The following is a 21985-nucleotide window of genomic DNA, read 5'->3' as shown; positions in this document are numbered from 1 at the left end:
GCATGTACCGATCGGAGCTCCCGTATGTCCCTCACCTTCCACTGGTTCCTCCCCACCAACGGCGACAGCCGCCATGTGGTCGGCGGGGGTCATGGCAGCCCGGCCACGGTCTCCGGCCGGGACAGGCCGCCGACGGTCGCCTATCTGAGCCAGATCGCCAGGGCGGCCGAGGATGTCGGCTTCGAGGGCGCGCTCACGCCCACCGGCGCCTGGTGCGAGGACGCCTGGCTGACCACCGCGATGGTGAGCCGCCACACCGAGCGGCTGAAGTTCCTGGTCGCCTTCCGGCCCGGATCCGTCTCGCCCACCCTTGCCGCGCAGATGGCCTCGACCTTCCAGCGGCAGAGCGGCGGACGGCTTCTGCTGAACGTGGTCACCGGCGGCGAGAGCCATGAGCAGCGGGCCTACGGGGACTTCCTGGACAAGGACGCCCGCTACCGCCGTACCGGCGAATTCCTCCAGATCGTCCGGGAGTTGTGGGAGGGAAGGACCGTCGATCTGCACGGCGAGCACCTCCGGGTCGAGGAAGCGAAGCTCGCCCGGCTGCCCGACCCGGTCCCCGAGGTGTACTTCGGGGGCTCCTCGCCGGTCGCGGGCGAAGTCGCCGCCCGGCACGCCGATGTGTATCTCACCTGGGGCGAACCGCCCGCTCAGGTCGCCGAGAAGATCGCCTGGGTCCGTACGCTGGCCGCCGCCCGGGGCCGGGTCCTCCGGTTCGGCATTCGGCTCCATGTCATCACCCGCGACACCTCCGAACAGGCCTGGGCGGAGGCGAACCGGCTCCTCGACGGCTTCGACCCCGAGACCGTGAGCGCCGTCCAGGCCGGGCTGGCCCGCAGCGAGTCGGAGGGCCAGCGGCGGATGCTCGCCCTGCACGGTGGAAGCCGGGCCGGGCTGGAGATACACCCCAATCTGTGGGCGGGGATCGGCCTGGTCCGCGGCGGCGCGGGCACTGCGCTCGTCGGCAGCCATGACGAGGTCGCCGAACGGATCAGGGAGTACGCCGCCCTCGGCATCGACGAGTTCGTACTCTCCGGCTATCCGCATCTGGAGGAGGCGTACTGGTTCGGCGAGGGTGTGCTGCCGCGGCTGGCGGCCCAGGGGCTGTGGCGCCATCCGTCCGCCGCGGCCCGGCAGGCCGAGACCTCCGTGCCGTTCGCAAGCTGAGGCTCAGCGGGAGAGATGGCCGAGCTGTGCGCGGCGCACCTCGGCCGTCTGCCCCTGCACCAGCAGGAACATCGCCTCCCGTGCCAGCCGTGCCTGCTCCTGACGACAAGCAGCAGTTCCTCCCAGCTGGGAGGTCAGTTGTGGGCCCAGACGCCCCAGGTCGACTTCGCCCGCACCCTCACCCGGGTCCCTTCGCGCCTGTGTCCCAGTCCCCGTGAAACCAGGCCAGCAGTGAACCTCTTCCACCCTCGCTGCGACGACACCCATCGGGTGATTCCGCCGACCGGTGTCACCAGCGACGGGGGAGTGGCGGTCGGGGCCGTGTTCCGGGCCCGGTGACCTCATCGCGGCACTGCCGACCGTCAGTGCCGCGACGACCATTCGCGTGGGGCCGGTGCGGGCGCGCAAGGACCGCTTCGACGGCGCCTTGCCCGGGAGCGGCCGTGCCCCGTTCCATGGAGAGCTTTCACCCCGCGGCAACCTTTCCTGCTGACGGACGACCGTTGAACGTGCTGTCATGTCCCTGACTATCCGTCCATCCGTGAGCATCCGTCGAAGGAAGGGCCCCCATGCGCACCCCCCACGCCCTGCTCGCCGCGGCCACCGCGCTGGCCGCCTCCCTCGTGTCACCCCCCGCCCACGCGGCCGCCGCGGTTCCCGCCGCCGGGGCCTACTACGTGCAGAGTGCCACCACCGGGCTCGACGCGGCCGACGCCCAGGGAGCCGTCGAACAGCACAACCCCAAGGGCAACGAGGACCACCAGCAGTGGAACCTCAGAGCGGCCGGATCCTCCTACGTCCTCGAAAGCGCCGACACCGTGGGCAGTTGCCTCGGCCGCTCCGCGGACCAGGCCCGCACCGTCGCCTGCACCGGCGCCGACGCGGCCTGGGAGATCACTCCTGCCGACGGCGACCAGTACACGCTCAAGGTCCCGGGAACCGAGCGCTATCTGACGGTCGCCGCCAAGCCCGCAGGCGCCAACTACCCGGCCCAGCTGGCGATCGGTGCCCCGGGCGGCCTCGCCTCCTGGTACCTCACCCCGGTCACTTCCCCGACCCGCCCCATGCCGTCCGCGGATCAGCGCACCCTCGACCAGGTCACCTTCCTCACCGCCCACAACGCCTACGCCAACGGGGTCGACGGCGGCTTCGCCCCGCCCTTCATCAATCTGGCGCCCAACCAGACCCGCGGCATCAACCAGCAACTCGCCGACGGTGTGCGCGGATTCATGCTGGACATCCACCAGACACCCGACGGCGCCATCCTCTGCCACGACAGCTGCACCCTGGTCAGCAGGCCGGTCGCGCTGTGGGTGGACCTGGAGCGCATCGTGGACTTCCTCAAGGCGCACCCCGACCAGTTCGTCACCGTCTTCCTGGAGGACTACGTCGACCCCGGCGTCCTGCGCGGCGAACTCTCCCGGGTGAACGGCCTGTCGGACGTGCTCTACCGGCCGGACCAGACCGGGGTACGGCAGAACGGCTGGCCGAAGATGGCCGATCTGACCGCGGCGGGCCACCGGTTGCTGATCTTCACCGACCACAGCCGCTCCTCCGACGAGGCGGCCGGACTCACCCGCGACAGCTTCGGCGTGATGTACCAGCGGGAGTGGACGGTGGAGAACTACTGGTCGATGGGCTCGGGCATCGGCACCTCCGACTGGTCCTGCTACAGCCGCTGGTACGACGCGAACACCGCCATCCCCCTCACCCACACCGAGCCCGCCTTCCGCCCGCTTTTCGTCATGAACCACTTCCGGGACGTCACGATCGGCCTCACGGCGCAGTCCGACAACACCAAACTCGCCGACCGCGCCCAGCGGTTCTGCCAGCCCGCCGCCCGCAAGAAGCCCAACTTCCTCGCGGTCGACCGCTACGACCTGGGGAACCCGACGGCCGCCGTCAACACCCTGAACACGTACATCTATCCCTGACCGTCCATCCCTGCACCTCTGCTGTCCCTGGTCGGCCATCCCCGGCCACGTGATCGAGGCCACCTGTTCGTAAAGGACCCGGCATCTTCTTGCGGTGGGGCCCCGGATCATGTGCATCATCCGCGGATGACCTCTCCGACCATGACCGCGGACGCCGCGGGTACCTGGAAACTCGGCGACCTGCCCGTCCACCGCATCGGCCTGGGCGCGATGCGGCTGACGGGCAGCGCCGCCTTCCACCTCGGCACTCCGAGCAGCCGCGAGCGGTCGATCGCCGTGCTGCGCACGGCCGTCGAACTCGGCGTCAACCACATCGACACCGCCGCCTTCTACTTCTCCCCGCTGCGCTCCGCGAACGAGCTGATCAACTGTGCGCTGGCGCCGTACCCGGACGACCTCGTCATCGTCACCAAGGTCGGTCCGTACCGTGACTACACGGGGGAGTGGGGGACCGCGGCCCGCCCGGACCAGCTGCGCGGCCATGTCGAGGAGAACCTGCGCCAGCTCGGCCGCGACCACCTGGACGTGGTCAATCTGCGCCGGATGGCCGGCTGGGACTCGATCGCCGAGCACTTCGGCGCGCTCGCCGAACTCCGGGACGCCGGGCTGATCCGGCATCTGGGCGTCTCGAACGTCACTCCCCGCCACTTCGCCGAAGCCCGGGCGATCGCGCCCGTGGTGTGCGTGCAGAACCAGTACGGGCTGCACGGGACCGACCCGGAGGCGGACGAGATGCTGAGGATCTGCGGTGAGGAGGGCATCGCCTTCGTACCCTTCTTCGCGATCGCCGGGCAGGGCGGCGCCCGCGGGTCGACGGCGGAGCAGGACGAAGAGGTCCTCGCGATCGCCCGGGCCCATGGGGCCGCCCCCGCCCAGATCCGGCTGGCGTGGACGCTGGGACAGGGCCCGCACGTACTGGCCATCCCGGGCACCGGCGATCCGGACCACCTCAGGCAGAACGTGGCCGCGGGCGCGCTGCACCTGACAGCGGAGGAGACGCGCCGCCTGGACGTGCTGCACCACGGGGGATGAGGACGGCCGACGCGTCCGGCTAACGAGGTGAAGGAGGTGAAGGAGGTGAAGGAGGCGAACGAACGGCTCCGGCTTTCCGGGTGCCCGGGGCCAGACGGGCCGCGGCGTACCCGCACAGGCTCAGCCAGCTCAGGGCGAACAGCCAGCCGCCCAGGACGTCGGAGAACCAGTGGACGCCCAGATATACCCGGGTGAGCCCGACGAGTACGCCCCAGCCGACGACGGCCGCCGCAAGCGCCGCACCGGCCCGCGGCACCCTGACCAGGACCGCGACGGCCAGCAGCCCCGCCGTGATCGCGGACGTCGTCGCATGCCCCGAGGGGAAGGACCAGCCCGAGGCCTGGGTGAGCCAGTCCTGCCGGGGCGGCCGGGGACGCGCCTCCAGCGTCATGAGCCCGTACCGCAGCGCCTGACCCGCGGCCAGGCAGCCGACCGCGGCGGCCACGGACGGCGCCCGTCGGCGCGGGGTGCGTGCCGCCAGCAGCCCCGCCAGTACGGCGAGCGCATAGGGCACGACGCCCGTGCCGGTGAAGGTCACGGCCCTCGCCATCGCGACCGCCGCGGACGGCCGGTGCTCCGTCGCCCAGCGCAGCAGGTCCACGTCGGCGGAGAACGGAGCACCACCCCGGCCCGTCACGGTCAGCGTCAGCAGGCCAAGGGCCACCACGCCGCCCGCCGCAGTCCACAGGGCGGGACGGGCGGCGGCCACCCCCCTCATGAGGGCGCTCGCAGGAGGCGCGGTGCGGGTGGCTGCGGGGTGCGCGAAGCTGCGCCCATGTGGGTGGGCCCCTCTCGTCGTCGCGGTGCGGGACGACCCCGGCCGGGGCTCGTGAAGGCCGCAGGAGAGGGGTCGGTCTACATATATGTAGACGATTGCGGGGCGAGGAAGGTTCCGCGACTCCCCGCGACTCCCGCGACTCCCCGAACGTGGACGTCTGTGCCCCTGCCCGGGCGAGCGGCCCGGCCGTGCCGACCGCCCGCGCCTACCGCCCGCGTCGCCCCTGTGATGGGTGACATGCGCGGGGAGGCCCGCCCGGGAGACTTGACGGCATGACGTACGCTTCGTGTTACGTATAACGCCGTACCTGCCCCGGGAAGGCCCGATGAGACGCATTGCCCTGGTCACCCTTGTCGTCGACGACTACGACAAGGCGATCCGCTTCTACACCGAGGCCCTGGGGTTCCGGCTGGCGAGCGACGAGCCGCGGCCCGACGGCTCCCGGTGGGTCGTCGTCGAGCCCGGGGCCGCGGGCCACGGCACCGGACTGCTGCTCGCCCGGGCCAAGGACGAGGCACAGCGCGCCCGGATCGGCGACCAGACCGGCGGCCGTGTGGGCCTCTTCCTGCACACGGACGACTTCGCCCGCGACCACGCCCGGATGACCGCCGCCGGTGTGACCTTCCTGGAGGAGCCCCGGCACGAGTCGTACGGCTCGGTCGCCGTCTTCCAGGACCTGTACGGCAACCGCTGGGACCTGCTCCAGCCCGCCGAGTGACCCCCTTCCGAGAACAACCTGCCGAGGAACCACCGCACATGACCGCCCCGCGCATCGACGCCGCCACCCTCCGCCGCCTTCCCAAGGCCGTACTCCACGACCACCTCGACGGCGGCCTCCGCCCGGCCACCCTCGTGGAACTCGCCGAGGCGGTCGGCCACACCCTGCCCACCAACGACCCGGCGGCGCTGGCCGACTGGTACTTCGAGGCCGCCAACTCCGGCGACCTGGTGCGCTACATAGCCACCTTCGAGCACACCCTCGCCGTGATGCAGACCCGTGAGGGCCTGCTGCGCACCGCCGAGGAGTACGTGCTCGACCTCGCCGAGGACGGTGTCGTCTACGGCGAGGTGCGCTACGCCCCCGAGCTGATGCTCGCCGGCGGCCTCACCCTGCCCGAGGTCGTCGAGACCGTGCAGCAGGGTCTCGCCGCGGGCATGGCCAAGGCGGCGGCCGCGGGCACCCCGGTGCGGGTCGGCACCCTGCTGTGCGGCATGCGCATGTTCGACCGCAGCCGGGAGATCGCCGACCTCGCGGTGGCCTTCCGTGACGCCGGGGTCGTCGGCTTCGACATCGCGGGCGCCGAGGACGGCTTCCCGCCCGCCGACCACCTGGCCGCCTTCGAGCACCTGCGCAAGGAGAGCGTCCCCTTCACCATCCACGCCGGTGAGGCGCACGGTCTGCCCAGCATCCACCAGGCCCTCCAGGTGTGCGGTGCCGAGCGCATCGGCCACGGTGTGCGCATCACCGAGGACATCGTCGACGGCAAGCTCGGTCGCCTCGCGAGCTGGGTGCGGGACCGCCGGGTCGCGCTGGAGATGTGCCCGACCTCCAACCTCCAGACCGGTGCGGCCACCTCGATCGCCGAGCACCCGATCACCGCCCTGAAGGACCTGGGCTTCCGCGTCACCCTGAACACCGACAACCGTCTGGTCTCGGGTACGACGATGACCCGCGAGATGACCCTGCTGGTCGAGGAGGCGGGCTGGACCGTCGAGGACCTGCGCACGGTCACGGTGAACGCCCTCAAGAGCGCCTTCATCCCGTTCGACGAGCGCAACGCCCTCATCCGGGACGTGGTCCTGCCCGGCTACGCGGCCGCGCTCTGAAGCAACCCCCGTACATAGGCGGCCTGTCCGGCGTGCTGGAGATCGTCGGACAGGACGCTGACCAGGCGTGCGGCCAGGCTGACCGGGGGATCCCAGCGCTCGTCCACGATGCGTTCCAGGTCCTTGGCGGCCAGTTGCCGCAGGGCGCCGAGGGTCTGCTCGTGCACGGCGTCGTAGTACCCGGTCAGCAGGTCGCCCGAGTCCACCCGGACCTTGGCGACCTTCGCCGGGCTGTGGCCGTAGCCGATGTCCCGGCGCGGCAGGCCGAGCCCGAAGCGCTTCTCCCAGTCCTGTGACAGCCACACCTGGTCGTGGCCGAAGGCGTCGGCCAGATGGTCGTCCTGGACCCGGGTGAGGTGCCAGACCAGCCAGGCGATGGAGTTGGTCTCCGCGGTGGGGAGGGCATTGAGGTCGTCCGGTCCCAGGCCGTCGACCGCGGCATGGACTTCTTCCCGGATGCGGCCGTAGCCGTCGATGAGGATGTCCTTGGCGTGCATGCGTCCACCATCGCGCATCCCGCCCACGACCGTCCGGGAAACCCGCCCGGCGAGCCGATGCGGGCCTCCGGGACGGACGCCCGCAGGCCAGCCGGGCGGCACGCGTGCCCCGCGCGCCGCCCACCCCCGCCGTAGGACGGCCGCCCGGCGGCGGCCCCGATCAGCCGCCCGCAGCCGCAGCCGGGTCCGGGTCCGGAAGCGGAGCCGGAGTGGGGCCCGGAGCCGGAGTCGGGTCCGCAGCCGGGTCCGGAAACGTCCCCGCCCCCGGACCCGCCCCCGCTTCCGTCCCCCCGGTCAGCAGCCCCATCAGTGCCCGCGCCGCCGGGCTGACAGCGTCGTCCGGTGGCAGCAGTGCCACCGTCTCGTACTCGGCGCTGCCCCTGACCGGCAGTGGGACCAGGGTGGACGCCTCGGGCTTGTGGCCGAAGTGGCGGGGGACGACCGCGACCCCGAGTCCCTCCCGGACCAGCTCCAGCAGGCTGTGCACGTCGTTGACCTCCAGCGTCACGGTCCGCTGGACCCCCGCCTCTGCGAACACCCCGTCCGTGATGCGCCGCGGCCCCCAGTCCGGGTGGAAGTCGACGAAGGCCTCGCCGCCCAGGCCCCCGGGGGTCACCGGACCGCCCCGCGCCAGCGGATGGGAGGCGTGGCACAGCACGGTCATCGGCTCGCTCGTCAGCGCGACGGACCGCAGCTGATCGGTGTCCGGGCCGGTCCGTACCGCGAACGCCAGGTCCAGCCGCCCGGCCGCGACCTCCTCGGCCAGTGCGCCCGAGCCCGCCTGGCGCAGCCGGATCTCCACAGCGGGGTGGCGGCGCCGGAAGGCGGCGAGCAGCCGGGCGACGGCGACCCCGGCGATGCACTGCTCGGTGCCCAGGGACAGGGTGCCCCGCAGCACCCCCTGCACGGCCGCCACCGCCTCCCGGGCGGTACGCACCTGGGCGAGGATCCGCTCCGCCTCGGCCAGCAGGGCGCGGCCCGCCTCGGTGAGGGTAACGCTGCGGGTGGTGCGCACGAACAGCGGGGCCTGAAGCTCCCGCTCCAGTGCCCGGACCGAGGCCGACAGGCCCGACTGGGACACCATGAGCCGTTCCGCGGCCCGGGTGAAGTGCCGGTCCTCGGCGACCGCGACGAAGTGCTGGAGATGGCGCAGTTCCATGATTGAGAAGTCTAGTCGCTGAATCCGATCTGATTCTTCTGCTGGACTGATGCCCGGGGGTGGCGCGAGAGTGGACGGCGTCGTCCGCAATCGCCCTTGGAGTGCACGTTGTACACGGCTGATCCCGCCCGCTACGAGACCATGCCCTACCGTCGCGCCGGACACAGCGGTCTGAAGCTGCCCGCGCTGTCCCTCGGTCTGTGGCACAACTTCGGCCCCGACCGCCCGGTGGACACCCAGCGGCAGATCCTGCGCCGGGCCTTCGACCTCGGCATCACGCACTTCGACCTGGCCAACAACTACGGGCCGCCCCCCGGCGCCGCCGAGTCCGCCCTCGGCGACGCCCTCGCGGCCGACTTCCGCCCCTACCGCGACGAGCTGGTGATCTCCACCAAGGCAGGTCACCTCATGTGGCCGGGGCCGTACGGCGAATGGGGCTCCCGCAAGTACCTGCTGTCCTCGCTCGACCAGAGCCTGAAGCGGATGGGCCTGGACTACGTCGACATCTTCTACTCGCACCGCCCCGACCCCGAGACCCCGCTCGAAGAGACCATGGGCGCCCTGCACTCGGCGGTGCAGCAGGGCAAGGCGCTCTACGCGGGTGTCTCCAACTACTCCCCGCAGCAGACCCGCGAGGCCGCCCGCATCCTGCGCGACCTCGGCACCCCGCTGCTGATCCACCAGCCCCGCTACTCCATGCTGGACCGCCGCCCCGAGGACGAAGGGCTCCTCGACACCCTCGACGAACTCCGCGTCGGCTCCATCGTCTACTCGCCGCTGGAGCAGGGCCTGCTCACCGGCCGCTATCTCGACGGCGTCCCGGCCGGCTCCCGGGCCGCGAGCGACAGCCCCTTCCTCAAGGCCGACCAGGTCACCGAGGACCTGGTGCGGCGGCTGCGCGCACTCCACGACATCGCCGCCGCCCGCGGCCAGTCCCTGGCCCAGCTGGCGCTGGCCTGGGTGCTGCGCGGCGGGCGCGTGACCTCGGCCCTGGTCGGCGCGAGCAGCGCACGGCAGCTGGAGGACAGCGTCGCGGCCGTCCGCGGCCCGGACTTCGACGCGCAGGAGCTGGCGCGGATCGACGAGGTGCTCACGCGATGAGGCGCTCGCTGACCTCCCACAGCCGGGCGGCCGCCGCGGGATCGACCGCGTAGTCCAGGACGCCGGGGATCTCCGCCCCGGCGCGCCAGGCCGCCTCGTCCGCCGGGGCCACCAGCGGACTGATGTCGCAGTTCTCGCAGTAGACCCCGCCCAGGCCGTCGAGCCGGGGGCTGGTCGCGCACCAGACGCCGGTGGCCGCCCCCTGGGCGGCGTTCTTGAGCTGCCGGGCGGGGTCCCGCACCGGGCGGCCCTCGTCGTCCAGGGCACCGGCCGCCCGGATCACCTCGGTGGAGAGATGCCGGGCGAGCCCGGTGTCGACGATCGTGCCCGGGTGCACGGCGAAGGCCCGCACCCCCTCCGCCCGGCCGCGCCGGTCCAGCTCGACCGCGAACAGGGAGTTCGCCGTCTTGGACTGGCCGTAGGCGGCGAACGGCTCATAGGCCCGGTGCTCGAAGTGCAGGTCCTCGAAGACGACGGGGGAGAAGCGGATGCCCCGGGAGGACACCGCGACCACCCGCGCCCCGCGGGCCGCGGCCAGCGCGGGCCACAGCCGGGAGGTGAGCCGGAAGTGGCCGAGGTGATTGGTGGCGAACTGGGCCTCGTGGCCGCGCGCGTCCCGGGCGAGCGGGGTCGCCATGATCCCGGCGCTGTTCACCAGGAGGTGCAGCGGATGCCCGGAGGCCAGGAACCGTGCGGCGAAGGCGTCCACCGAGGCGGGATCCATCAGGTCCATCGGCTCGACCTCGACGCCCGCGACGCCCCGGAGCGCGGCCTCGGCCCGTTCGACACTCCGGGCGGGTACGACGACCTCGGCGCCCGCGGCCCGCAGCACTCGGACCGTCTCCCGGCCGATACCGGAGTAGCCGCCGGTGACGACGGCCACCTTTCCGGCCAGGCCGATCCCCTCGATCACCTCCTCGGCGGTGGAGGCGGCGCCGAAACCGGAGCGGACGGGCTGCTGTGCGGTGATCATGACGGATCTCTCCTCGTGTGTCCCTCGGGTGCCCCGAAGTGCGCCCCGGGCTCCCGGCCCCTGGGCCCCTGAGCCCCCGGGCCCCTGGAGTGCCGGGATCCCGGCAGGGCGGTGCATGGGCTGTCGGGATCACCGTAGGTCGGGGGATCCGTACGATGAATGCTTGAGAATCCGCATTTCTTGCGTGATAGTTCAGACGTGTCCCCGGATCCCCTCTCCGACGCCCTCGCCGTCGCCGACGCCCGCTGTGTCTTCTCCGGCGGCTTCACGGCGGGCGGCGACTGGGCGATCCGGCTGCGGGGCCGGGACCGGCTCAAGGTCAATGTGGTGGTGCGGGGACGGTGTCTGCTGGTCCGGGAGGAGGGCGGCAGGACCGTCGCTCTCGAAGCGGGCGATGTCGTCGTCTCCGACGGCAGACAGTCCTACGTCCTGTGCAGCGCCCCGGGCCTTGAGCCACTGGAGTCGGGCCGGGTCGCGGTGGACCCGGACAGCCGCATGGCGCACCTCGGCGACGGCGACGACGTCCACTGTGTGTCCGGCCATATCGACCTCAGCAGGGACGGCGGCGATCTGCTGCGCCGGGCCCTGCCCGAGATGATCCAGGTGGGGGCCGGTGCCGCCGAGGCGCCGGTGCTCGGCTGGCTGATCGGCCGTCTGGTGGCGGAGATGGCGGAGGGCCGGGCGGGGTCCGGCTTCGCCGCGGACCAGATCGCCCAGTTGCTCTTCCTCCAGGTGCTGCGGGTCTGCCTGGTGGACGCCGGGACGCTCCCCGCGGGCTGGCTGCGGGCCCTCGCCGACGAGCGCCTCGCCCCGGCCCTGCGCCTGATGCACGGCGAGCCCTCGCGCCCCTGGCGGCTGGAGGAACTGGCGCGGGCCGCTGCCATGTCCCGGACCGCCTTCGCGGTGCGTTTCAAGGAGGCCGCCGGTGTGCCGCCCCTGACGTACCTCCTCAACTGGCGGATGAGCCTGGCCACCCGAGCCCTGCGCGCGGACGACACCCCCGTGGCGGCGCTCGCCCGGTCCCTCGGCTACACCTCGGAGAGCGCCTTCAGCAACGCCTTCAAACGCACCGTGGGCATCGCCCCCAAGCGCTATCGCGACGCGGCCCGGAGCTGACCGGCCGCGCGCTCGGGGTGCGGCCGAAACGGTCCAAGTACCCCTGCCGCGCTGCCCCAACCGTCCCCCGGCCACCCCGACCGACCAGGCGTCCCCCGGCCCTGAGCCGGGTTGTGGCCCGGCGCCACCTGGCCAAGACTGGGCACGTACAGGACCGGGCAAGTACGGGCAATTCGACTACGGCGTGCGATGCGGCCGTGTCGCCGCCGGACGGGCGGTCAACCGTGACGATCTCACCCTTCGGGTCAGGTGACCCCTTCTCCGACCTCTTCAACCGCTTCTTCGGCATGAGCCCCGCCACCTCCCCGCCGGCCGTGCAGCGCGTCCCCATCGGACGTCTGCTCAGCGACTCGGCGCATGAACTGCTGGGCGCCGCAGGGGCGCGGGCCGCGGAGGACGGGGCCGACCTCGACGCCGTCCATCTGCTGTGGGCCGCCACCCGGGTGCCGTCCGCGCGCCAGGTCCTGGAGCAGGCAGGCGTCGATCCCGACCGGCTCGCCGCCGACCTCCAGCCGTCGCTGCCCTCCGGGACCGCCGAGGGGGAGCCCGCGCTCACCCCGGCGGCCAAGCGCGCCCTGCTCGCCGCCCACGCCCGGTCCCAGGCGGCCGACGCCTCCTACATCGGCCCCGAGCACATCCTCGCCGCGCTCCTCGACGACCCGCGCTCCCCGCTCGCCCAGACCCTCAGGTCCGAGGGTGCCTCGCCCGGCGCGCTCGGCGGGGCGGGGCGCGAAGGGCGCGCCGCGAGCGGACACCCGGACACCCCGACCCTCGACGAGTTCGGCCGCGACCTCACCGACGAAGCCCGCAGCGGCCGCCTCGACCCCGTGGTCGGCCGGGCCGTCGAGATCGAGCAGACCGTCGAGATCCTGTCCCGCCGTTCCAAGAACAACCCCGTCCTCATCGGTGATCCGGGCGTCGGCAAGACCGCGATCGTGGAGGGGCTGGCCCAGCGGATCGTCGCCGGAGAGGTGCCCAGGGTGCTCAAGGACCGCCGGGTGGTGGCCCTCGACATGGCGGGACTCGTCGCCGGGGCCCAGTACCGGGGCCAGTTCGAGGAACGGCTGAAGAAGGTCATCGACGAGGTCACCGGTGCCAAGCAGGGCATCGTCCTCTTCATCGACGAACTCCACCAGGTGGTCGGCGCGGGCGCCACCGGCGAGGGCTCCATGGACGCGGGCAACATCCTCAAACCGGCCCTCGCGCGGGGCGACTTGAGTGTCGTCGGCGCCACGACCCTCGACGAGTACCGCAAGCACGTCGAGAAGGACGCGGCACTCGAACGCCGCTTCCAGCCGGTGATGGTGCCCGAGCCCACCGTCGAGGAGACGATCGAGATCCTGCGCGGACTGCGCGACCCCTACGAGGCTCACCACCAAGTCCGTTACATGGACGAGGCGTTGGACGCCGCGGCCGCCCTGTCCGACCGCTACATCAGCGACCGGTTCCTGCCCGACAAGGCCATCGACCTGATGGACCAGGCCGGGGCCAGGGTGAGCCTGCGCACCATGGGCAGCCCCGCCGAGACCGCCGAACTGGAGGAACGGCTGGGCCGGTTGCGCCGGGAGAAGGATGAGGCGGTCAGCACCGAGGACTTCCAGCGGGCCGGTGACATCAAGCACCGGATCACCGAGGCGGAGCAGCAGCTCTCCGAGCTGGGCGACGGCGGCGCGGCGGCGACCCCCCTGGTCACCGTCGACGACATCGCCGAGGTGCTCTCCGCCCGTACCGGCATACCGGTCTCCCAGCTGACCGAGACCGAACGCGATCGGCTGATGAAACTGGAGGAGTTGCTGCACGGGCGCGTCATCGGCCAGGACCAGGCGGTCACCGCGGTGGCCCAGGCGGTGCGGCGCGGCCGGGCGGGCATGGGCGACCCCAACCGTCCCACCGGCAGCTTCCTCTTCCTCGGCCCCACCGGCGTCGGCAAGACGGAACTGGCCAAGGCGCTCGCGGAACTGCTCTTCGGCGACCCCGACCGCATGGTCCGCTTCGACATGAGCGAGTTCCAGGAGAAGCACACCGTCTCCCGCCTGGTCGGCTCCCCGCCCGGCTACGTCGGCTACGACGAGGCCGGACAGCTCACCGAGGCGGTACGCCGCAAGCCGTACAGCGTGGTGCTCTTCGACGAGGTGGAGAAGGCCCACCCGGACATCTTCAATCTGCTGCTCCAGGTCCTGGACGACGGGCGGCTGACCGACGCCCAGGGGCGCACGGTGGACTTCCGCAACACCGTCGTCATCATGACCAGCAACATCGCCTCCAAGCACATCCTGGATCACCAGGGCGACGTCGAGGAGATCAGGGACGATCTGATGGCCGAACTCCAGGCCCACTTCCGCCCGGAGTTCCTCAACCGGATCGACGAAGTGATCATCTTCCACGCCCTGGGCCGCGGGGACCTGGTGCAGATCGTGGACCTGCTCCTCGAAGGCACCCGGCGGCGGCTCCATGCGCAGGGGGTCCAGCTGGAGGTCACCGAGAAGGCCGAGACCTGGCTCGCCAACCGCGGCTACCAGCCGGAGTTCGGGGCCCGGCCGCTGCGCCGCACCCTTCAGACGGAACTCGACAACCGGCTGTCGAACATGCTCCTCGACGGCACGCTCAACCCGGGTGACACGGTGATCGCCGATGTCGTGGACGGTGAACTGGCCCTGAGTCTCAAGGCGATGCCCGAGAAGGAGAAGGCCGGCGGGGAGCCGGCGGCCGGTCCGGAGGGCTCCGGGGAGCAGCCTCCGAACCGGTCCGGTCCGACCTCGTAGGGTCTCCTGGACGTCTCCTAGGCGCCCGCGGGGAGGCGGTCCAGGAATCCGTGGACGGTGCGGATACGGCCGTCGTCGGCGAGGGCGATCACATCGAACCCGGCGACGGGCGCCGAGCCGTCCGCGTCGCTGACCAGCTCCCAGGAGAAGCGGGCGATGTCGTGGTGGCCGTCCACCACGCCCAGGAGCCGGAAGGAGAAGCCCGGGAACTGGGTGTGCGCTCCCGAGATGGCGGCGGCGATCTGCTCGTGCCCGGAGACCTCGGTCAGCGGGTCGGTGTAGCTGCCGTCCGGGCTCCAGGCGGCGGCGACCGCCTTGGCCAGTGCCTGGGGGTCGCGGGAGTTCCAGGCCTCCAGGTAGCGGGCGACGGCGGACTCGTGGCGGTGGGTGTCTGCGGACATGGCGGTTCAGCCTCCATCGAGGTCGTTGCGGTGGAAAGGAGCGCCGGTTCCGGGGAGTTGTGCTCCCCGCCGAGCCGGTGACACCAGACTGCCCGGACGCCCGCCGGGCGTCGATTACCTCCCGGGTAAGGCGCGGGCGACGGGCGCCTCGGCCGCCCGTGGCGGAACGGTGGCCCTTTCGGCCATCGACGGCGCCGCATATGCCAGGAGACTGGCTGAAATCACATGGTGACAGAGTGTCAGGAGTGGCGATACTCGAGTGACAGGGTGATCCGGCCCGCCTCCCCGGGCGCTGGATGTGCCGCCCCCCGGGTCACCCCTGTGCACAGCGCGCGTATGCAAGGCACCACGGGCCCGCCCGGCACCGAGCACCGCACTGGGGGACGATCGTGCACGACGAATTCCTGTGCCATGTCACGGCCTACGGCAGTTTCGGCGGCCGACGTGTCGGAGTGCCCCTGGGCACCTACCGCGCGCCCACCCTCGCCCTGGCGCTGTGGTGGATGCGCGACCGCGCCTCCTGGATCGCCGAGCGGCTCGACCCGGACCCCGACAGCCCCCTCTTCCCGCCGAACTCGGTCGCCCCCGTCGCCGACACCGTCCCGGACGTGCCGAGCGTGCTGCGGGCCTGGTGCGGCGACACCCGACGGCAGGAGCAGGTGGCCGACCAACTGGCCGCAGGGCGGCTGGTGCGGGTCGCCATCAGTGACGACACCACCGAGTACGAGCTGCTCGCCGAGTCCGTCGACGCCCTGCGGATGCAGCGCCTGGCCCCCGCGCTGTCCACCCCGGCCGCCTGACCGCCCGACCACCGGCGTACATAGGTCCGGATCCGCTGTACCGCCTCAGCTGTCCCGAGGGGCCTCGGAGCCGCCGTCCGTCCGGGCATCGCCCGCACGCCGCACCGTCGACCCGGCGGCCGTGCCCCGTCCGCGCCGCAGCCACCCGGCCGCCGGACCCGCCGCGAACCCGGCGACCAGACCCCACAGGGCCCCGAGGCCCAGCGCCGTCCACCACGCGGGTGTCAGGAACAGCACCCCGGACAGTCCGCCGTCCAGATCGCCCACCCCGAGGAGCGACAGCCCGTAGTGGGCCCGCACCCGGCACACCAGGCAGATCATGAGCACCGCCGCCACCAGCGCCGCGGCCCAGCGCACCGCGTGCCGCCACGGGGGTGTGCCCTTCGGCGAGCGCGCCGCCATCAGTGTCGCGGCGGCGAGCAGCAGAACGGCGTCCACCACCACGAGCCACCACACCCGGCCGTCGTGTTCGGTCAGGGTGTGCAGATCGAGCGTCGAGATGCCCGGGGTGCGCAGCACCTCGTCCAGCAGATGCGGCACGGGCAGCCCGAACGGCCCGTCCACCCGCCCGTGCCAGGCGGCACCGAAGCCGATGGTGAACAGCGGCCACACCAGGTTGGGCAGGGCCAGCAGGATCACCGCGAAGGTCTGGACGGGATGCCCCCGTGTCGCCGCCACCACCAGCGCGATCACCGCCCCCAGGGCGACACACGCGAGCAGCAGGGCCACCACGGCGTACGCGGCCGGGCGCGCGGCCTCCTGGAAGCGCAGCAGGCGGCCCGTGAGCGGGGCCCCGGAGGACACCAGCAGCGCGATGAACAGCACACCGGCCAGCCACAGCAGGGCGAACAGCACGGTCTCCGGCACATCCGTCGTATAGCCGATCCTGGGGGAGAGGCCGAACAACTGCCCGATGTCACCGATGGTCCCACCGAGCGGGACCGGGAACGTCTGATGTGCCGCCGACGCCAGCCCGATCAGCGCCGCGAGCCACAGCACGGCGATCCGGCCCGCCCAGCCCGCCAGTTGACGCGGCCCGGCGACGGCCCGGCGCCGCAGCGGGCGCACAAAGCCCGCGCCGACCACCAGCGCCCCCGCGAGCGTGACCGAGAGCGGCATCACCGTGAGACCCGCCCGGGTCCCGGCCAGCGGTCCCGCGTCACCCCCCAGCCGCACACTGCCCCCGACCGCGGCGACGACCAGGACCACGACCGCCCGGGGAAAACCGTTGTCGGGAATGCCGGTGCCGCCCGCCGCCCACAGCCCGAGAGCGGCGGGCACGCCCATGGCGACCAGCCCGGCCAGCACCGTCAGGGCGGCCAGGAGCCAGCCGGGCGAGGCGGGCGAAGGACCGGCGGTGCGGGCGGCGGCACGGTCGGACGAAGTGGGGGCGCTCACGCAGCCACCGTAAGCAGAGCACGTACGCTCCGCCCGCCGACCGGGGCCGACCGCGCCCGCTCAGCCGGACCGCACCACGAGCGCGTAGTCCCCGAGCCCGAGCAGACGGTCGCCCCCCACCTCGCCCAGCGTGGTCACCACCTTGTCGATCCGTCCGGTGGCCGGGTCGAAGACGAGGTCCTGGACAGTCCCGCGCTCCTCGCCCTCCTCCGACAGCACCCGCAGCCCCAGCACCTCGTTGCGCGGCCCGGGCGGGCCGGGGTCCGGCGGCACGTCCGACACCACCAGCACGGCGTCGGGGCCCATCGCGTGCAGCGCCCGCCAGGCGACGGCGGTCTCCTTCCGCCGACCGCGCGGCCCCGCCACCCGCAGATGGGTGATCCGCCCCGCGGCCGCGTCCAGCGCGAGCGAGTGCAGCACCCCGAGCTCCCGCGCCTCGCCCAGGGTCACCACCGGCAGTCCCCGCGCCTCGGAGAACCTCATCACAGCAGCGGCCCCTTCTCCATGTCCACGCTGCCCGGAGCGCGGACGCCGACCTCGCCGTCCCCGGGGTCCATGTCCTCGGCGGCGGCCCCGTCCCGCGCCCGGTAGGCCTCCACCCGGGCCGCGAAACCGGCGAGATCGTCGGCCACGAAACGGACCGCGTCCGCGGGCACCACCAGCGCCCGCCCCGACACCGCGAGCGTCTCCCCGCGCGGTACGAACACCCGGCGCCGGTGCCTGCGCGACCCGGCGACCAGCGACTCCCGCGCGTTGATACGGAAGCCCACCACCCGGCCCTCGGTGCCGCCCTCGACGACCACGTCCAGGACGACACCGATCTCCGTGCCCGCGTCGGTCAGCACCCGGGCACCGAGCACCTGCCCGTGCGCCGCCTCCTGGCGCGCCACCACCGCGGACGGCTCGGCGAGCACGTCCCGGTCGCGGATCATCACCGCATGACGGCCCAGCGCGTGCACCGCGCTCCACGGCAGGCTCTTCTTCAGCGGCCCCGCGAGCAGACCGCGGCCGCTGAGCGTGAAGCCCGTGATCCGGCCCGCCGGGCCGTCGAAGACCGTGTCCCGTACCTGGGCGACGGCATCGCCGCCCAGGGTCACCACGGGAAGCCCGGACAGCTCGCGCGCTCCCGCCAGCTCATTCATCGCCGATCCCGCCTTCCGGGCGCCGCGCCCCGCTGGACGGCGATCACCGTGCCCGCCCGCCGGCGCGCCTGAATCCACAGGAACAGTCCGGACAGCAGCGCCACCGCCGCCACCACGAGGACCGGCCACACCCACCAGCTCACGGTCCACCTCCGGTACCCCGGCCCCGTCCGCCGTCGGCCGGGCGCCGTACCATGCGGATGCCCCGGACGTACCCGAAGATGCCCCGCCGTGACGGCCTCCCCGCAGCCCGTCACGATGTCCTCGGAACCGACGGGGGTGGACTTAAGAACGCATTGCTGGGTACGAGCACGGATGCGGTGCTTCTCCGACAGGGGCACCGCACCGCATGAACCCGGCTTTCCGAGAGAGAACGGCATGATCGAGCACATGGACGGAGCAGTGATACCTACTGACTTCGACATGCCCGTTGAACCGCTGCGGCGGGCGGCGCATTACACCGGGGAGCCGGGGTCCATCGCCGAGGCCAGGACCTTCGGCGAGCTGTTCGTCGAGCAGCTCCGGTCCGAGTGGTGCGCCCCGGTCGACCGGCGCGCCGCCCAGGACGTGCTGCTGGTGGTGAGCGAGCTGGTCACCAACGCGCAGCGGCACAGCCACGGCCCGTACATCCTGGAGCTGGAGGGCACCGACACCGCCGTGACGGTCGCCGTCTACGACAGCAGTGCGGCGCTGCCCCGGCGCTACCCCAGGGACCCGGGGCGCATCGGCGGGCACGGTCTGGAGATCGTCCACGCGCTGTCGACCCTGGTCACGGCCGAACTGGTCCCGGTCGGCAAGTGCGTCCGGGCCGTCGTCCGGCTGGGCCACCAGTAGCTGTCGTCCGGCCGGCCCCCTTGGCTCATTGGCTGGAGGGCACCGTCCCCGGACACCCCGCACGGGCGTCCGGGGCGTCCGGTCGCGCGGGCCGCGGCTCAGAGGGCGTCGATGCGGCGCACCTCGTCCAGCATGCCGCTGCGCAGCTCCTCGATGATCCGCTTGATGAGGCGCGACACATGCATCTGGGAGCAGCCGAGCCGCTCGCCGATGTCGGCCTGTGTGGCCTCCTCCACATAGCGCAGATGGATGATCGTCCGGTCCCGTTCGCTCAGCCGCGCCACCAGCGGGGCGAGCGTGTGGAAGTCCTCGACGAGCCGCAGGCCCTCGTCCTCCGCACCGATGAAGTCGGCGAGCACCGCCTCCCCGTCCTGGGCGTCCCCGGTCAGGGTCGCGTCCAGGGACGACGAGTTGTAGCCGTTGGCCGCGATCCGAGCCTCCCGCACCTCGTCCTCGGGCAGGTTCATCAGCGCGGCCAGCTCGGCGACGGTCGGCTCCCGGTCCAGACGGGAGGAGAGCTCCTCGCGCGCCTTGGCCAGCTCCACCCGCAACTCCTGGAGGCGGCGCGGCACATGGACGGCCCAGGTGGTGTCGCGGAAGAAGCGCTTGATCTCGCCGACGATGTAGGGCACGGCGAAGGAGGTGAACTCCACCTCCCGGGAGATCTCGAACCGGTCGATCGCCTTGATCAGGCCGATCATGCCGACCTGGACGATGTCCTCCATGTCGTCGCCGCGGCTGCGGAACCGTCCGGCCGCGAAGCGCACCAGCGACATGTTCATCTCGATGAGGGTGTTGCGCGCGTACTGGTACTCGGGCGTGCCCTCCTCCAGCGCGGACAGGCGCTGGAAGAACTGCCGGGACAGCTCCCGCGCGTCACGGGGAGCCACGGCCTGCGGGTCCGTGACGGTCGGCAGGGGCTCCGCACCGGTCCTGGTACGGAGGCTGTCATCGGTGACCGTCGACCGGCTCATGGCGGTGTCCATTACTTCTACCTCTCCCAGGAAACTCACTCTTCGGCCTCTTGGGCGTTGTGAAGCGTCGTGTGAGCGCGTATACCCCGGAGTTGGCATCTCATGTGCACGGTTTCCCCCGAATGGCCGCCCCCGGCTTACCGGGCGGCGGCCCCGGAACGCCGCCGCGGGCTCCCCGCCGCGGCGCGCGGTTCACCCAGGGCGCAACGCGGCACCGTTCGCGCCGCGGCCGGTGTCCCTAGGCTGGACGGATGAGCCCCCACCCGCAGGACGAAGCCCGCGTCATCCCCCTCCGCCCGGGGAACACGCCCTCCCGCACCGGCGCGACACCTTCCGCGGGCACCCCCGGAAGGCCCCTCCCGGATGCGCCCGCCGAGGCCCGGGAACCGCTGTGGCGGGACCTCGTCGGGGACACCCTGCGACGCGAGCGGCGCGCCCAGGAGCGGACGCTCAAGGATGTCGCGGAGGCGGCCCGGATCTCGATGCCCTATCTGTCCGAGGTGGAGCGCGGCCGCAAGGAGGCGTCCTCCGAGGTCCTCGCGGCCGCGGCGCGGGCCCTCGGGCTCGGCCTCCCGGACCTGCTCTCGCTCGCCCAGGACGAGTTGGCGCGGCGGGCGGTCCGCAGCCGCCCGGTCCGGGGCCGGACCGTGCCGGGCGGCGGCCGGTACGACGGGCTGTGCCTCGCCGCCTGACCACCGCCCGACGCGTTCGGGCCGGACACGTGCGTGCGGCCCGAACGCTCCCGCTCACCCGAAGGGGCCCCGCCTGCTCAGCACTTCGTCGGCCAGGCCGTAGGCGACGGCCTCCTCCGCGGTGAACACCCGGTCCCGGTCCATGTCGGCCCGCAGGGCCGCCGTGGCGTGCCCGGTGTGCCGGGCGAGGACCTCCTCCACCTGGGAGCGGATCCGCACCATCTCCTGTGCCCGGAGGCTCAGGTCCGAGACCGTTCCGCGCTGCCCCTCGGCCGCGGGCTGACCGAGCAGCACCCGGGCGTGGCGGAGCACGAACCGGCGGCCCGGGTCGCCCCCGGCCAGCAGCACCGCCGCCGTCGAGGCCGCCTGCCCCACGCAGAAGGTGGAGACGGGCGACCTGACGAAGGTCATCGTGTCGTAGATCGCCATCAGCGAGGTGACCGAGCCGCCCGGAGAGTTGATGTAGACGGAGATCTCCTGCTCCGGGTCGGCCGACTCCAGATGCAGCAGCTGGGCAATGACGGCATGGGCGACGCCGTCGTCGATCCCGGTGCCGAGGAAGACGATCCGTTCGGAGAGCAGCCGGCTGAAGACGTCGTAGGACCGCTCGCCCCGGGCGGTGCGCTCCAGGACGTAGGGAACGGGGTACGACGCCATGTCAGAGCCCCATCCGTCGGCGGGGGGAGTCCGGGCGGACATCGGCGAGCGACTCCACCACCCGGTCCACGAGGCCGTACTCGCGGGCCTGCTCGGCCGTGAACCAGCGGTCGCGGTCGCCGTCCCGCGCGATGGTCTCCGGGCTCTGCCCGGTGTGCTCCGCGGTGATCCGCTCGATGGCCCGCTTGGTGTACTCCAGGTTCTCCGCCTGGATCTCGATGTCCGCCGTGGTGCCGCCGATACCCGCCGACGGCTGATGCATCATGATCCGCGCGTTGGGCAGGGCGAACCGCTTGCCGGGCGTGCCCACGCTGAGCAGGAACTGGCCCATGCTGGCGGCGAAGCCCATCGCCAGCGTCGCCACGTCGTTGGGGATGAGCCGCATGGTGTCGTACACGGCGAGCCCGGCGGTGACCGACCCGCCCGGGCTGTTGATGTACAGCCCGATGTCGGCGCGGGGGTCCTCCGCCGACAGCAGGAGCAGCTGGGCGCAGACCCGGTTGGCCGACACCTCGTCGACCTGGGTGCCGAGCAGGACGATGCGCCGGGCGAGCAACTGGGCGGCGAGGTGGTCGTCGAACCGGCCGGGAGGGGTGCCGTCCTCCTCGGCCCGGGGGGAGAGCATGCTGAGGGGAGTCATCGGATCTCCTTGGGGTGGCACGGATACCGTCGACTCCACCCTCGGGCCCCGGCGGCGGCCCGCGGCGGTTTCTCTGCCCCCGGCAGATCCGCCGAGGGCAG

General features: G+C 72.5%; 23 protein-coding genes. 11 read left to right on the top strand and 12 right to left on the bottom strand.

Annotated elements, in window-relative coordinates:
* Positions 1-24 precede the first annotated feature (24 nt).
* The 3 genes from ACIHAA_RS09280 (at position 25) to ACIHAA_RS09270 (ending at position 4133) form a co-directional block, all read left to right on the top strand.
* Complete coding sequence (locus ACIHAA_RS09280; RefSeq protein WP_399814794.1) at positions 25-1167, top strand: LLM class flavin-dependent oxidoreductase; 1143 nt, start codon at positions 25-27, stop codon at positions 1165-1167.
* Positions 1168-1736: 569 nt separating this feature from the next.
* A complete protein-coding gene (locus ACIHAA_RS09275; RefSeq protein WP_399814792.1) occupies positions 1737-3101 on the top strand; it encodes an RICIN domain-containing protein in 1365 nt (454 codons plus the stop codon).
* A 126-nt stretch (positions 3102-3227) separates the two neighbouring features.
* Positions 3228-4133 carry an oxidoreductase gene (locus ACIHAA_RS09270; RefSeq protein ID WP_399814790.1) on the top strand — a complete coding sequence of 302 codons (906 nt, stop codon included), beginning with the start codon at positions 3228-3230 and terminating at the stop codon, positions 4131-4133.
* A 19-nt stretch (positions 4134-4152) separates the two neighbouring features.
* Here the strand turns inward: ACIHAA_RS09270 and ACIHAA_RS09265 are convergent, their stop codons facing one another.
* Positions 4153-4851 carry a phosphatase PAP2 family protein gene (locus tag ACIHAA_RS09265; RefSeq protein WP_399814788.1) on the bottom strand — a complete coding sequence of 233 codons (699 nt, stop codon included), beginning with the start codon at positions 4849-4851 and terminating at the stop codon, positions 4153-4155.
* A gap of 385 nt (positions 4852-5236) precedes the next feature.
* On the opposite strand from ACIHAA_RS09265, the gene ACIHAA_RS09260 reads away from it, so the two are divergent.
* Together ACIHAA_RS09260 and ACIHAA_RS09255 are read left to right on the top strand one after the other, a co-directional pair.
* Complete coding sequence (locus ACIHAA_RS09260; protein ID WP_399814786.1) at positions 5237-5629, top strand: VOC family protein; 393 nt, start codon at positions 5237-5239, stop codon at positions 5627-5629.
* A 38-nt stretch (positions 5630-5667) separates the two neighbouring features.
* A complete protein-coding gene (locus tag ACIHAA_RS09255; protein WP_399814784.1) occupies positions 5668-6738 on the top strand; it encodes an adenosine deaminase in 1071 nt (356 codons plus the stop codon).
* Here the strand turns inward: ACIHAA_RS09255 and ACIHAA_RS09250 are convergent.
* On the bottom strand, positions 6720-7235 hold the full coding sequence (locus ACIHAA_RS09250) for a DUF664 domain-containing protein (protein ID WP_399814782.1): 516 nt from the start codon (positions 7233-7235) through the stop codon (positions 6720-6722). The two genes, ACIHAA_RS09255 and ACIHAA_RS09250, sit on opposite strands and share 19 nt — an antisense overlap.
* A gap of 160 nt (positions 7236-7395) precedes the next feature.
* Complete coding sequence (locus ACIHAA_RS09245) at positions 7396-8394, bottom strand: LysR family transcriptional regulator (protein ID WP_399814780.1); 999 nt, start codon at positions 8392-8394, stop codon at positions 7396-7398.
* A 108-nt stretch (positions 8395-8502) separates the two neighbouring features.
* Between ACIHAA_RS09245 and mgrA the strand changes: the two genes are divergently transcribed.
* On the top strand, positions 8503-9495 hold the full coding sequence (mgrA, locus tag ACIHAA_RS09240; protein WP_399814779.1) for an L-glyceraldehyde 3-phosphate reductase: 993 nt from the start codon (positions 8503-8505) through the stop codon (positions 9493-9495).
* On the opposite strand, the gene ACIHAA_RS09235 is transcribed toward mgrA, so the two are convergent.
* The gene (locus ACIHAA_RS09235) at positions 9485-10468 is read right to left on the bottom strand and encodes an oxidoreductase (protein WP_399814777.1); all 984 of its coding nucleotides are present in this window, start codon (positions 10466-10468) and stop codon (positions 9485-9487) included. The genes mgrA and ACIHAA_RS09235 overlap by 11 nt on opposite strands.
* Positions 10469-10666: 198 nt before the next feature.
* Here ACIHAA_RS09235 and ACIHAA_RS09230 point away from each other — a divergent pair, with 198 nt between their 5' ends.
* Together ACIHAA_RS09230 and ACIHAA_RS09225 are read left to right on the top strand one after the other, a co-directional pair.
* Positions 10667-11584 (top strand): AraC family transcriptional regulator, encoded by a 918-nt coding sequence (locus ACIHAA_RS09230; protein WP_399814775.1) that lies wholly within the window; start codon positions 10667-10669, stop codon positions 11582-11584.
* Positions 11585-11808: 224 nt separating this feature from the next.
* Complete coding sequence (locus ACIHAA_RS09225; protein WP_399814773.1) at positions 11809-14346, top strand: ATP-dependent Clp protease ATP-binding subunit; 2538 nt, start codon at positions 11809-11811, stop codon at positions 14344-14346.
* Between the two features lie 17 nt (positions 14347-14363).
* On the opposite strand, the gene ACIHAA_RS09220 is transcribed toward ACIHAA_RS09225, so the two are convergent.
* The gene (locus ACIHAA_RS09220; RefSeq protein ID WP_399814771.1) at positions 14364-14747 is read right to left on the bottom strand and encodes a nuclear transport factor 2 family protein; all 384 of its coding nucleotides are present in this window, start codon (positions 14745-14747) and stop codon (positions 14364-14366) included.
* A gap of 389 nt (positions 14748-15136) precedes the next feature.
* Between ACIHAA_RS09220 and ACIHAA_RS09215 the strand changes: the two genes are divergently transcribed.
* The gene (locus ACIHAA_RS09215; RefSeq protein ID WP_399814769.1) at positions 15137-15547 is read left to right on the top strand and encodes a hypothetical protein; all 411 of its coding nucleotides are present in this window, start codon (positions 15137-15139) and stop codon (positions 15545-15547) included.
* Positions 15548-15592: 45 nt separating this feature from the next.
* On the opposite strand, the gene ACIHAA_RS09210 is transcribed toward ACIHAA_RS09215, so the two are convergent.
* The 4 genes from ACIHAA_RS09210 to ACIHAA_RS09195 are packed head-to-tail and all read right to left on the bottom strand — an operon-like array spanning position 15593 to position 18230.
* Positions 15593-16945 carry a streptophobe family protein gene (locus tag ACIHAA_RS09210; protein ID WP_399814768.1) on the bottom strand — a complete coding sequence of 451 codons (1353 nt, stop codon included), beginning with the start codon at positions 16943-16945 and terminating at the stop codon, positions 15593-15595.
* Between the two features lie 60 nt (positions 16946-17005).
* Positions 17006-17428: a PRC-barrel domain-containing protein gene (locus tag ACIHAA_RS09205; protein ID WP_399814767.1), complete on the bottom strand. Its 423-nt coding sequence runs from the start codon at positions 17426-17428 to the stop codon at positions 17006-17008.
* A complete protein-coding gene (locus tag ACIHAA_RS09200; protein ID WP_399814766.1) occupies positions 17428-18087 on the bottom strand; it encodes a PRC-barrel domain-containing protein in 660 nt (219 codons plus the stop codon). Before ACIHAA_RS09200 ends, ACIHAA_RS09205 begins: the two co-directional genes overlap by 1 nt.
* The gene (locus ACIHAA_RS09195; RefSeq protein WP_399814765.1) at positions 18084-18230 is read right to left on the bottom strand and encodes a hypothetical protein; all 147 of its coding nucleotides are present in this window, start codon (positions 18228-18230) and stop codon (positions 18084-18086) included. Before ACIHAA_RS09195 ends, ACIHAA_RS09200 begins: the two co-directional genes overlap by 4 nt.
* Positions 18231-18465: 235 nt before the next feature.
* On the opposite strand from ACIHAA_RS09195, the gene ACIHAA_RS09190 reads away from it, so the two are divergent.
* Entirely contained in the window at positions 18466-18921 is a 456-nt protein-coding gene (locus ACIHAA_RS09190; RefSeq protein WP_399814764.1) for an ATP-binding protein, read from the top strand.
* 98 nt (positions 18922-19019) lie between these two features.
* Here ACIHAA_RS09190 and ACIHAA_RS09185 read toward each other — a convergent pair whose 3' ends face one another.
* Positions 19020-19907, bottom strand: a complete 888-nt coding sequence (locus tag ACIHAA_RS09185; protein WP_399814763.1) for an RNA polymerase sigma factor SigF — start codon at positions 19905-19907, stop codon at positions 19020-19022.
* A gap of 239 nt (positions 19908-20146) precedes the next feature.
* Between ACIHAA_RS09185 and ACIHAA_RS09180 the strand changes: the two genes are divergently transcribed.
* On the top strand, positions 20147-20587 hold the full coding sequence (locus tag ACIHAA_RS09180; protein WP_399814761.1) for a helix-turn-helix domain-containing protein: 441 nt from the start codon (positions 20147-20149) through the stop codon (positions 20585-20587).
* A 54-nt stretch (positions 20588-20641) separates the two neighbouring features.
* On the opposite strand, the gene ACIHAA_RS09175 is transcribed toward ACIHAA_RS09180, so the two are convergent.
* Both ACIHAA_RS09175 and ACIHAA_RS09170 read right to left on the bottom strand, forming a co-directional pair.
* Positions 20642-21244, bottom strand: a complete 603-nt coding sequence (locus tag ACIHAA_RS09175) for a ClpP family protease (protein WP_399814759.1) — start codon at positions 21242-21244, stop codon at positions 20642-20644.
* A gap of 1 nt (position 21245) precedes the next feature.
* A complete protein-coding gene (locus tag ACIHAA_RS09170; protein ID WP_399814757.1) occupies positions 21246-21884 on the bottom strand; it encodes a ClpP family protease in 639 nt (212 codons plus the stop codon).
* Between the last annotated feature and the right edge of the window lie 101 nt (positions 21885-21985).

The sequence above is a fragment of the Streptomyces sp. NPDC052040 genome, from assembly GCF_044548405.1.
Lineage (GTDB): Bacteria > Actinomycetota > Actinomycetes > Streptomycetales > Streptomycetaceae > Streptomyces.
The sequence above is the reverse complement of the archived record's forward strand: the minus strand, read 5'-3'. Positions and strand labels throughout refer to the sequence as shown.